Origin of the sequence: Xanthomonas cucurbitae, from assembly GCF_002939885.1 — a bacterium.
Classification (GTDB): Bacteria; Pseudomonadota; Gammaproteobacteria; order Xanthomonadales; family Xanthomonadaceae; genus Xanthomonas; species Xanthomonas cucurbitae.
Genome location: NZ_MDED01000019.1, coordinates 1 through 12102 on the forward strand (window position 1 = coordinate 1; position 12102 = coordinate 12102).

A 12102-nucleotide genomic window follows, 5' to 3' on the forward strand; every position below is an offset into this window, starting at 1 on the left:
GATCTGGTCTTTGAGTTCGGGGCTGTAGCGGGCCATCGCGGTCTCCATCTGAGGATTCAGGGGAGCGGACAACTATCGTGACATGGGGGGCACACGGCCGATGAATGCAATCGATTGCTGTCCTTGCGGCGCCTGTCTGCACGCCTACTTCCCAAACTGGCCATGCGCGCCCAAGGTGGCGTGCGCGCATGCCGAGCAGACACCCCGGCTTAAGGAGGACCGGCACGCCCAGGAGCGTGCCGGTCCTCGATCATGCGGATTCTTCCTGCGGCTTGGCCTGCTTGGAGCGCCCGCCTTTGCTGCCGATGCGCGACATGTGGTCGCGGTCGCGACTGACGGCCTGGCCGCCCTTGCGGCCCGCTTCGCGTGCCTCGTCGCTGGTGAACTCGTGCGCGTTGCCGCTGGCATGCGCAGCCTTGCCGCCGCTGCTGGCCAGGATGCGGCGCTTCTCCGGGTCCAATGCTGCAAAACCACGCCGGCTACGGGTGTTGTTCTGTCCGTCTTCCACTGTGCCTCCTCTGATCCATCGGTACGTCATTGGGTAATCGGTGTACCGCAACAATCGTGCCAACCCGGAAAACCAGGCTGGGCGGTGGAAACTGGGCAAATGCAGGAAAAAACCGCTGCGCTGGCAGTGCAAATCTTGCACACCTGACCGCGGTCGCGTGGCTGCCTCGCCGCGCACGTAGCGAGCGCCACCAAGCCTGGCGGGGCTGAGGGCGGCCAACACACCGTTGCGCTGGCGCGAAACGGTGCCCCGGCGAGACGCCCATGACGCATGCCGAACCGGCGTCATCTCTGGCCTGAAGCTACGGGCAGATCGGCACACGGATGGATGAGTCGTGCACTCGGCGGCTATGTCACCGGTGTCTTTTTTTGCCCTGGACATTCTGGATGGAGCGCGGGACGACTGCGCCCGCGCTGAAGCACCACGGGCGTCTGTCGACAGACCTGGAGTAACCGCGTTGCAGCTGCCCACTCCCCCCGACGACAGCCCTGCCGAGGGCGCCACCACCGGTGGTCTGGGGCCGCAGGCGATTGGAAGCGCCGTGGCGGTTCAGCCCATTGCCTGTTGCAGCAAGGTGGGCGCGCGATCATCGCAGGCCAGCGCCGCTTCGCCGAGCGCCTCGCCTACCAGCAGCAGAGTCGGCAAGCCCGGCAGCAGTGCCGCTGCGGTGGCACCCAGTTCGCCCAGCGTGGTGAGCCGACGTTGCTGGTCGGGGCGCGTGGCCGCCTGCACAATGGCGGCTGGCGTACTGGCCGGCAGATGCGCCAGCAGCGCCGCGGCCAGCGCCTCCGTGCGCCGCAGGCCCATGTAGATGCCCAGCGTGGTGCCGCTGGCGGCCAGTGCCCCCCAGTTCGGCTCGCCGTGGTCGTGCGTATGCGCCGTGACGAAGGTGATGCCGTGGCAATACTCGCGATGGGTCAACGAGACTTGCAGCGCGGCGGCGGCGGCGAACGCGGCGCTGACGCCGTTAATCACCTGCACACCGACACCGGCGCGACGCAGGAAGCCGATCTCTTCGCCAGCCCGCCCGAACAACAAGGCATCGCCACCCTTGACGCGCACCACGCGCAGACCCTGCAGCGCGTAGCGCCGCATCAGCCGACAAATGAATTCTTGCGGCGTGGAGCGGCAACCGCCGCGCTTGCCGACGCGGATCACGCGCGCCTGCGGTGCCAGTTCCACGATCTGTGGGTTGGCCAGGTCGTCGAGCAACAGCACCTGCGCCACTGCCAGCGCCTTGACCGCCTTGATGGTCAGCAGTTCCAGATCGCCGGGACCGGCAGACAACAACACCACATCACGCGCGCAGGAAGGGATGACGGACATGAGAGATCTCGCAGTGTGTGGAGGGGTGAAGCGCATCAGGCCAGCCGCGGTTGGCGGCACAGCCGGGTCAGTTGCGGAACGCAGGAGCCGCAGACGGTGCCGCAGCCCAGGCGTTGTTTGAGCTGTGCCACATCGGCGCCGTCGTCGATGGCCGCATGGATCGCCGACGCCGCGACATTCATGCAGGTGCAGACGATCGGATCGCTGGGCACAGCAGGCGTCTGTGCGAACACCGCCAGCCGCGCGCAGCGCCACGGCTTGCCTGCCAACGCGGTGCTCAGCAGCGCCTGATTGGCCTCGCTGGGCTGCGCGGCAGTGAGCAACAGGCCGTCGATATGACTGAGCCCGTGCTGCGTTCGCCAGCCGACGCGGCGCATCAGCCCACGGCGCAGATCGCGGTATTCCAGAACATCGGCGCCGGCGGGCAGCTGCAAGGCGGCGACCAGGCGATCGATCCAGCCAGCCTCGGGCGCACGCTCACAGGCGGCATGCAGCACCGCCCACTCACCGGCGGCCTCCGGCAAGGGTTCGGCATGCAGGCGCAGGCTGGCATAGCCGCAGTCGCGCAGCAGCGGCTGCAGCGCCTGTTGCAGCGCCAGTGCATCGCCGCGCCGCGCGGCCAGCAGATGCCAGCCGAACACCGCCTTTTCCACCCGCACCGCCGCGTGCTTGAGCTCGGGCTGCTGCGAGCGCGCATCCACTGCCGGCGTACTCACTTCGTTGATGCCGCCGCTGGAAAGGGTCTGCCCGCTCCAGTGCATCGCCGCGAACACGGTGCCCGAGCGCAGCTCGTCGGACAGTTCCAGCGGCAGCACCAGCGCACCACGCTTGCTGGCCACCTGCACCAGTTCGCCGGCCAACAAGCCGCGCCGCGCCGCATCGTCCGGATGCATGCGCAAAGACGGTTCGGGACTGTGCGCAAACGCAGCCGCCACCCGCCCGGTGCGCGACATGCCATGCCACTGGTCGCGCAGGCGACCGGTCAGCAGCCGCATCGGGAAGCGCGCCGAGGTCGCCTCGGCCACCTTGCGATACGGGGTGGCATGGAAGCGCGCACGCCCATTGTCAGTGGCGAAGACGCCATCGGTATAACGCCGCGCCTGCCCCTGCGTGCTGCCGGCTGGAAACGGCCATTGCTGCGGACCGGTATCCAGCACTGCGTAATCCAGCCCGCCGATGTCCAGGTCGCGGCCCACCGTCAACGCGCGGTGTTCGTCGAAGACCTGCGCGGTGGTGTCGAAGGCGAACAGCCCGGCCGCGGCGCCGGGTTGCAACTTGGCCTCCAGCCGGCGTGCCACCGCGTTGGCGATCCACCAATCCGCACGCGACTGGCCCGGTGGATCCACCGCCTTGCGCACGCGGGTGATGCGGCGCTCGGAGTTGGTCACGGTGCCGTCCTTTTCGCCCCAGCTGGCGGCAGGCAGCAGCACATCGGCATACGGCACGGTGTCGGTGCCGGAAAACGCCTCCTGCACGATCACCAGCTCGGCCTGCTCCAGCGCCGCGCGAATGCCGGCCACCTCCGGCATCGAGTGCACGGGATTGGTGCACACGATCCACACCGCCTTCAGCGTGCCGGCACGTAGGCGTTCAAACAATTCCACGGCCGGCGTGCCCGGCGTGGGGCTGATGCGCCCGGCCGGCACGCCCCACAGCGCTTCCACCTCCGCGCGATGCGCGGCATTGCCGATCTCGCGGTGCGCCGCCAGCATCGTCGCCATGCCGCCCACCTCGCGCCCGCCCATCGCATTGGGCTGGCCGGTCAACGAAAACGGGCCTGCACCGGGTTTGCCGATCTGCGCGGTGGCCAGGTGCAGATTGATCAATGCCAGGTTCTTGTCGGTGCCGTGCGCCGACTGGTTCAAGCCCATGCAATACAGCGACAGCGCCGCCGGGCTGCGCCCGAACCACTCGGCCGCCTGCACCAAGTCCTCATGCGAGATCCCGCAGATCTCGGCGCTCATGCGCGGGGTGTATTCGCGCAGCATCCGCTTGAGGGCATCGAACTCCTGGGTATGGCCCGCAACGAAACGCGCATCCACCAGACCCTCCCAGATCAGGTGATGCAACATGCCGTTGAAGAGCGCAACGTCGGTCCCCGGTTCGATCGCCAGGTGCAGGTCGGCCATGGCCGCGGTGTCGGTACGGCGCGGATCGATCACGATCCAGCGAATCTCCGGGTTGCGTGCACGCGCAGCTTCCAGCCGGCGAAACAGCACCGGGTGCGCGTAAGCCATGTTGCTGCCGGCAAACAGCACCGTCTGCGCCAGCTCCAGGTCTTCATAACAGGTGGGCGGGCCGTCTGCGCCCAGCGCAAGCTTGTAGCCGGTGACGGCGCTGGACATGCACAGCCGCGAATTGGTGTCGATGTTATTGGTGCCGATCAGACCCTTGGCCAGCTTGTTGAAGACGTAATAGTCCTCGGTGAGCAACTGCCCGGACAGATAGAACGCCACCGCATCCGGGCCATGCGCCTGGATGATGGCCGCCAGTTTGCTGGTGACATGCTGCAAGGCCTGATCCCAGCTCACCGGCGCACGCTGCGCCTGCCGGTGCCGACGCAACTCGGGGGCCAGCACGCGCCCCTGCGTGCTGGTGGTGGTTTGCGGCAACGCCAGCCCCTTGCTGCACAGACGGCCATGATTGGCCGGGTGCTGCGGGTCGCCTTCGATGCCCACGATGCGCTCGCCGGCAGCATCGTGCTCACTGTGGATCAACACGCCGCAGCCGACACCGCAGTAGCAACAGGTCGAGCGCGTGATGCGGTGCATCGGCGATGCCGCAGACGCGTGCGCAGCGGTCTCCGATGCCGGCGGCGGCAGGCCCTCGCTCATGCGGCCGGCTCGGCAACGGCCTGGGGCTCGGGGACCGGCTGCAACACGATCCACACCGCACCGGCCTCCACCTTCACCGGATACTGCGGGGCGCAGCCCACGTCCGGTACACAGGCCTGCCCGCTCTGCAGGCCGATCGCCCAGCCATGCAATGGGCAGGTCACCGTGTCGCCGGCCACGATCCCTTGCGATAAAGGGCCACCCTTGTGCGGGCAACGATCGCGCAGCGCAAATACCTGATCGCTAGCGGCGCGGAAGATGGCGATCGGCGGCAGGCCGTCGACCTCCAGCACGCGCGCACCCAGCGCCGGCAACTCCTGCAAGGCACACACATGCACCCACGCGTGATTGGGCATGCTCATTCCTCCACCGTTGCCGCAGGCGCCGCGATCCGCAGCGGTTGATATTCCTGGCGACGCTCGCCGGCGATGCGTGCCTTCCACGGGTCGACCAGGCCTTCCAGCGAAAACAGCAGGCGCTCGTACAGCGCTCGCCGGTTTGCCGCGTCGTCCACCACCTGCGCACGGATGTAATCCAGGCCCACGCGTGCGATGTAGTGCACCGTGCGGTCCAGGTAATAGGCCTGCTCGCGGTACAGCTGCAAAAATGCGCCGGTGTACTCGCGCACTTCCTCGGCGGTACTCACCTTGACCAGGAAACGCGCCACCTCGGTCTTGATGCCGCCGTTGCCGCCCACGTGCAGCTCCCAGCCCGAGTCCACCGCGATGATGCCCACGTCCTTGATGCCGGATTCGGCGCAATTGCGCGGGCAGCCGGACACCGCCAGCTTCACCTTGTGCGGGCTCCACATATTGGCCAGCATGGTCTCCAGGTCGATACCCATTTGCGTGCTGTTCTGCGTGCCGAAGCGGCAGAACTCGCTGCCCACGCAGGTCTTCACCGTGCGGATCGACTTGCCGTAGGCATGGCCCGACGGCATGCCCAGATCGCGCCACACATCCACCAGATCTTCTTTCTTGACCCCGAGCAGATCGATGCGCTGGCCACCGGTGACCTTGACCATCGGCACCGCGTACTTGTCGGCCACATCGGCAATGCGGCGCAGCTCGCCAGCATTGGTCACCCCGCCCTTCATCTGCGGAATCACCGAGAAGGTGCCGTCTTTCTGGATGTTGGCGTGTGCGCGCTCGTTGATGAAACGCGATTGCGGATCATCGATGGCCTCATGCGGCCACGTCGACAGCATGTAGTAGTTGATCGCCGGCCGGCAGGTCGCGCAACCGTTGGGCGTGCGCCATTCCATGAAGGCGTAGGCCTGCGCATGGGTGAGCAGCTTGTGCTCGCGGATGGCGCGGCGCACCTCGCCGTGACTCAGGTCGGTACACGCGCAGACGGCCTTGGTTTTTGGGGTTTCCTGGAAATTGGAGCCCAGGCAGTTCATCAGGATCTGTTCCACCAACCCCGTGCACGAGCCGCAGGAACTCGCTGCCTTGGTGTGCTTCTTCACTTCATCGACGGTGAACAGGCCCTGTTCGCTGATCGCCTTGACAATCGTGCCCTTGCACACGCCGTTGCAGCCACAGACTTCATCGCTGTCGGCCATTGCGCTGGCGCGGTCCTGGCCGCCGGTGCCGGCATCGCCCAGTGCGCTTTCGCCGAAGATCAACTGATCGCGTTGCGCCTGGATCGGCGTGCCGTCCTTGAGCAGCTTGAAATACCAGCCGCCATCGCTGGTGTCGCCATACAGGCAGGCGCCCACCAGCACGTCGTCGCGGATCACCAGTTTCTTGTAGACACCGCCGGCCGGATCGGACAACACGATCTCCTCGCAGCCATCGCCCCCCATGAAATCGCCGGCCGAAAATAGATCGATGCCGGTGACCTTGAGCTTGGTCGCCGCCACCGAGCCGCGATAGATACCAATGCCGAATTGCGCCAGATGGTTCGCGCACACCTTGGCCTGCTCGAACAACGGCGCCACCAAGCCGTAGGCGATACCACGATGGTTTGCGCATTCGCCCACCGCATACACGCGTGGGTCGAAGCTCTGCAGGCTGTCGTTGACCACGATGCCGCGCGAGCAGTGGATGCCGGCTTCTTCGGCAAGGCGCGTGTTGGGGCGGATGCCGGCGGCCATCACCACCAGATCGGCCGGGATTTCGCTGCCATCGGCGAATCTGGCCCCGATCACTTCGCCCTGCGCATTGCCGAGCAGCGCGCTGGTGGCGGTGTTCAAGCGAAATTCCAGGCCACGTGCGCGCAGTGCCTGTTGCAGCAGGTTGCCGGCCACCGGGTCGAGCTGGCGTTCCAGCAGCCAGCCGGCCAGGTGCACCACGGTCACGTCCATGCCGCGCACCTTCAAGCCATTGGCCGCTTCCAGGCCAAGCAGGCCGCCGCCGATCACCACCGCATGCTGCTTGCTGCGCGCAGTGTCGATCATGGTGCGGGTGTCCTGGATATCGCGATATCCGATCACGCCCTTCAGCGCATTGCCCGGGATCGGCAGCACGAACGGCACCGAGCCGGTGGCGATCAGCAGGCGGTCGTACTCGGCCTCGGTGCCGTCGGCGGCAATCACCCGGCGGCGCACGCGATCGATACGGGTGACTTCGGTGTTCAAATGCAGATGGATGCCGTTGTCGCGATACCACTGCAACGGGTTCAACACGATGTCGTCGAACTCCTGCTCGCCGGCCAGCACCGGCGACAGCAGGATGCGGTTGTAGTTGGGATGCGGCTCGGCGCCGAACACGGTGATGTGGTACATGCCCGGCATCAGCTTGAGCAGTTCCTCCACGGTGCGGATGCCGGCCATGCCATTGCCGATGACGACGAGTCTGGGTTGCTTCATTGCCTGAATTCCTGTCGACATGTCAGACGCGCGCCGCGCCGGCGGTGGACCATTCGCTGCGCCACTGGGTCTTGACGCCCGCCAGCAATCCCCAGCCGCCAAGCGCGAACGCCGCGAACAACCACATGCCCAACGCATAGCTGCCGGTGTGCTGCTTGAGCACGCCCAACCCGGCCGCAAGCACAAAACCGCCGATGCCGCCGGCCATGCCGATCAAGCCGGTCATTACCCCGATATCCTGGCCGAAGCGCTGCGGCACCAGCTGGAACACCGCACCATTGCCGGCGCCCAGGCACAACAACGTCAGCACGAACAACGCCAGCGTGATCGTCGCGCCGCCGGCACCGAACCCGGCAATGCCTACCAGCGTAGCGACCAGCAGATACACCGCCAGCAAGGCACGCGTGCCGCCCACGCGGTCGGCGATCACGCCGCCCAACGGGCGCATCACCGAACCGGCCAGCACGCAGGCCGCAGTGGCCCAGCCCGCAGTACGCGCGTCGAAATCGAACTGATCGTGGAAGTACCCCGGCAAGGCACTGGCAAAGCCGGAAAAGCCACCGAAGGTGATCGCGTAGAACAACATGAAGCGCCACGCGTCGCGGTTGCCCACCAGCACGCGACCATAATCGGACCACTGCTTGCGTGCGACCGGTGTCGGTGCCTCCTTGGCAATCGACGCAAACACCATCAGCGTGAGCACCAACGGGATGCAGGCCAGCCCGAACACGTTTTGATAGCCGAAGGCGGCAGCAAGCATCGGGGCGAACAACGCCGCCAGCACCGTGCCGGAATTGCCTGCACCGGCAATCCCCATCGCGGTGCCCTGATGCTCGGGTGGATACCAGCGCGATGCCAGCGGCAACGCCACCGCAAATGAAGCACCGGCGATACCGAGCAGCACACCCAGCAGCAGCGCCTGCCCCATGCTGTGCACGCCCAGTTGCCAGGCGCCGAACAGTGCAGCGATCACCGCGAGCTGCGCGACCATGCCGGCGCGCTTGGCGCCGATGCGATCGGCGAACATGCCCAGCACCAGGCGCAACACCGCCCCGCACAGAATCGGCACCGCCACCATCAGGGCGCGCTGCTGTGTATCCAGGCCCAGCGATTGCGCAATCGGCACCTGCAACGGACCGAGCAGATACCACACCATGAAACTCAGGTCGAAATACAGGAAGGAAGCGAACAACGTGGGCGTGTGCCCGGATCGCCAGAACGAGCGCTGCATAGGGACCTCTTCGAATGCGATGGTCAAAAAAAAACGGCGCCCTCCGGTAAACCGGAAGGACGCCGTTGTCCTGGATGCGTGCGGATCGTCGTTGAACCGCCGCACCGTGTACGGGTTGTTGCAGGCACGCCGTTGCACCTGCACGTCAGTGCTACGCAATCACCGTGCCAACTTGTTCACCCGGGCATCATGACCAGACAAGTCGTTGAAAAATGGTTGATTTGATTGTGAGACGTCTGCCCATTACGGGATGCAGCGGTGCTGGTGCCAGTGCCTCGTTCCCGGCTTTCGTGCAGTGATGCACCAAACCTGTGCGGTGGGTTTTCGAAGTGTCGCCGCGTGCCGGTCAGTGCGCGGCACCAAGCCGGAGCAGCCACTGGATCGCTCGCCCCATGCACACCGACCATCTCGACCGGTCCTTGCCCGCTCACCGTCGCGGGACCTTATGCGGCATGGATGCCGCATAAGAGCCTACATGGACGTACTTGCGGCGTGTCCCGCGATGGTGGGCGGGCAAGGGCCTTGCAGCCACGTCTCAGATCAATGCTGAAGCACGTAATGCACAATTCAACCAACAAGCGCCAGACGCGTTTTTCGGCTTGAATACTGCGAGAAGGCGCAACCAGCCGCCTCAAAGCGTGTTGAACAACCGATTGCTGCGGTGATCGCTGTCCGGCACTGCCACACCCACGCGCGCCGCAGCACGACGGTAGTTGTCCAGGCGATGGATATCGCGTAACCGCGCAATATCGTCGTGCTGGATGGCATGCCACCCCCACCGCTGGAACTGGCTCAGGAACCATTCGCCATCGGACAGCCACGGCATGTTCACCGCACCGTCGCGATGAAAGGCCAGCGACGTCGCATCGACATGCGGTGCATCGGCGTCGGCATCCAGGCACGCAGCAAGATGCGCTGCCGACACCCCGATATGCTGCGGTTCGGCCAGCCACTGCGCACACTGTGCGCGGTGGTCTGGCCCGGTATCCAGCCAGCGGCAGGCCTCCAGCACGCAGGCCGTCAGCTGCTGCGTCAGCTCTGGCTGCAGGGCGGCAAATTCGCGCCGGCACGCCAGCACCTTTTCCGGATGGCCGGGCCACAGCTCACCGCTGCGGATGACCCGTGTCCCCACGCCTTGCGCCTGTGCCACGGCCGCCCACGGCTCGCCGGAGCAATAGCCATCCACCAGCCCGCTGCCCAGCGCGTCGGGCATCTGCGGCGGCGGGATGCTGAGCACATCGACAGCACGCATCGGGTCCACCCCGCCGGCGGCCAGCCAGTAATACAGCCACAACGCATGCGTACCGGTGGGAAAGGTCTGCGCAAAGACCGCGCGTCGCCCCAGGCCGGCCAGTGCCTGCGGCAACGCCTGGCCGTCGGCCAGCGCCTGCGCCAAGGCAGGCGCCAGGGTGATCGCCTGACCGTTGTGGTTGAGCGTCATCAGCAAGGCCATCGCGCATTGCGGCCCGGCAATGCCCAGGTCGATGGCGTACACCAGGCTGGCCAGCGCGTGGGCGGCCTCCACCTCGCCCGCCAGCAGTCGATCGCGCACGCCCGCCCACGAGGCCTGCCGTTGCAGATCCAGGTGCAGGCCATGCGCATGGTCCAGCCCCAGCCGCTGCGCAGCCACCAGCGGCGCGCAATCGATCAGCGGCATATAGGCCACGCGCAGTACGGGAAGGTCGGCTCGACTCATCGGTTCATCCCAGCAATTCGGCCATCGCCACGATGCGACGCGCCACTTCGGCCAGCTTGACGCCCTGCTTCATTGCCTGCTGGCGCAGCGCGGCATAGGCATCGGCCTCGCTGAGGCCGCGTTTTTCCATCAGCAGACCCTTGGCGCGGTCGATCTGCTTGCGGTCCTGCAAGGCTTGCTGCACGTCGTCCAGGCGCTTGCGCATGCTGCTTTCGTGCGCAAACCGCGCCAGCGCCACCTGCACGATCGGCGCCAACCGCGCCGGCGCCAGGCCATCGACCACATACGCGGTAACACCCGCACCGACCGCGGCATGGATCAGTGCATCGTCGCCATCGCCGGAAAACATCACCACCGGTCGCGGCGCATGCGTGTGCAGCATCGACAACTGCTCCAGGGTGTCGCGCGAGGGCGAATCCACGTCGATCACCACCACATCCGGCTGCTGGCTCTGCACCGCATGCAGCAAGGCACCGACCGAAGCCACGTCATCGAGCACCGTGTAGCCGGCGCGGGTGAGTGCCTGGCGCAATTGGCCGATCGGCTTTTCGGTATCGTTGACCAGCAAAACACGCATTGGCGGCAGCGAGGCGTGTGGACGTACTCCGATGGTGCCATGCAACATGCCGTTGGTGCGAGTCATCTTTCCGGGAGTGAGCCGATGCCGTTGTTTCCGTTGTTCGCCAATCTGCAGGGGCGCGCCGTGCTGGTGATCGGTGGCGGCGAGGTCGCCACGCGCAAGGTGCTGGCGCTGCTCAAGGCCGGTGCGCAGATCCGCCTGTACGCGCATGCGCTCTCGCCCGAGCTTGCGGAGCTGATGCAGGCCGGTCGCTTCGAGCAACTGGGGGGCGCATTCGATCCTGCCTGGATCGATACGGTATGGCTGGTGGTTGCGGCCACCGACGACACCGACTTGAACCAACGCGTGGCCGCCGCCGCAGGCGCACGCCAGCGCCTGGTCAACGTGGTGGACGATGCCGAGTTATCCACCTATCAGGTGCCGGCGATCGTGGACCGCGACCCGCTGGTGATCGCCATTTCGTCCGCAGGCGCCGCCCCGATGCTGGCACGGCGCCTGCGCGAGCGGCTGGAGCGCGAGCTGGATGCATCAGTCGGCCGCTTCGCCGGCCTGTTTGCGCAGCATCGCGAGCGCATCCGCAGCCAGTTCCCGGACATGAACCGGCGCCGGCGCTGGTTCGATCGCGTCATCGACGGCCAGGTGCCTCTGCTGCTGCAGTCCGGCGACGAGGCAGCGGCCGAAGCCGCATTCACTGCGGCGTTGGACGACGCCGGCACGGTGCCGGCGCGCGGCAGCGTGCAGCTGGTGGGTACCGGACCAGGCGATCCAGGCCTGCTCACCTTGAAGGCGCTGCGTGCGATGAACCTGGCCGACGTGCTGGTGGCCGGCGACGACATTCCCGATGCAGTGCTCGAACTGGCGCGCCGCGACGCCTCCCGTCGCAGCATGCCGCACGCTGCCGAAGCGCAGCTGGCCCTGCTGCTGCAACTGGCCGGCGACGGGCTGCACGTGGTCGCGCTGCGCAGCGGCACCGGCTACGACGACGTTGCTGCCGCGCCGATAGAATCCGCGTTGCGGGCACAGGGGCTGGTCTGCGAACGCGTGCCGGGCATCTACCAGGAGCGGCGCAAGCGGCCTGCTGCGTAATCGCTCAGGTGACCACGGCTGCGGAGCAC

General features: G+C 66.5%; 9 protein-coding genes. 1 reads left to right on the top strand and 8 read right to left on the bottom strand.

Going from position 1 to position 12102, the window contains the following annotated elements; genetic code table 11:
- Positions 1-250: 250 nt before the first annotated feature.
- From XcuCFBP2542_RS11310 to XcuCFBP2542_RS11345, 8 genes are all read right to left on the bottom strand, one after another.
- The gene (locus XcuCFBP2542_RS11310; RefSeq protein ID WP_104603666.1) at positions 251-508 is read right to left on the bottom strand and encodes a KGG domain-containing protein; all 258 of its coding nucleotides are present in this window, start codon (positions 506-508) and stop codon (positions 251-253) included.
- Positions 509-1057: 549 nt separating this feature from the next.
- Positions 1058-1804, bottom strand: a complete 747-nt coding sequence (cobA, locus tag XcuCFBP2542_RS11315) for a uroporphyrinogen-III C-methyltransferase (RefSeq protein ID WP_211293002.1) — start codon at positions 1802-1804, stop codon at positions 1058-1060.
- 65 nt (positions 1805-1869) lie between these two features.
- Entirely contained in the window at positions 1870-4668 is a 2799-nt protein-coding gene (locus XcuCFBP2542_RS11320; protein ID WP_211292999.1) for a nitrate reductase, read from the bottom strand.
- Entirely contained in the window at positions 4665-5030 is a 366-nt protein-coding gene (gene nirD / locus XcuCFBP2542_RS11325) for a nitrite reductase small subunit NirD (RefSeq protein ID WP_211293000.1), read from the bottom strand. The genes XcuCFBP2542_RS11320 and nirD overlap by 4 nt, the downstream gene beginning before the upstream one ends.
- Entirely contained in the window at positions 5027-7444 is a 2418-nt protein-coding gene (nirB, locus tag XcuCFBP2542_RS11330; RefSeq protein WP_249027643.1) for a nitrite reductase large subunit NirB, read from the bottom strand. The genes nirD and nirB overlap by 4 nt, the downstream gene beginning before the upstream one ends.
- A 58-nt stretch (positions 7445-7502) precedes the next feature.
- Complete coding sequence (locus tag XcuCFBP2542_RS11335) at positions 7503-8672, bottom strand: nitrate/nitrite transporter (protein WP_211293003.1); 1170 nt, start codon at positions 8670-8672, stop codon at positions 7503-7505.
- Between the two features lie 670 nt (positions 8673-9342).
- Complete coding sequence (locus tag XcuCFBP2542_RS11340) at positions 9343-10407, bottom strand: CmpA/NrtA family ABC transporter substrate-binding protein (protein ID WP_104603669.1); 1065 nt, start codon at positions 10405-10407, stop codon at positions 9343-9345.
- A 4-nt stretch (positions 10408-10411) separates the two neighbouring features.
- Positions 10412-10984, bottom strand: coding sequence for an ANTAR domain-containing response regulator (locus tag XcuCFBP2542_RS11345; protein ID WP_064510879.1), 573 nt, complete (start codon positions 10982-10984; stop codon positions 10412-10414).
- Positions 10985-11068: 84 nt separating this feature from the next.
- Between XcuCFBP2542_RS11345 and XcuCFBP2542_RS11350 the strand changes: the two genes are divergently transcribed.
- Entirely contained in the window at positions 11069-12073 is a 1005-nt protein-coding gene (locus tag XcuCFBP2542_RS11350) for an NAD(P)-dependent oxidoreductase (RefSeq protein ID WP_104603670.1), read from the top strand.
- Positions 12074-12102 lie beyond the last annotated feature (29 nt).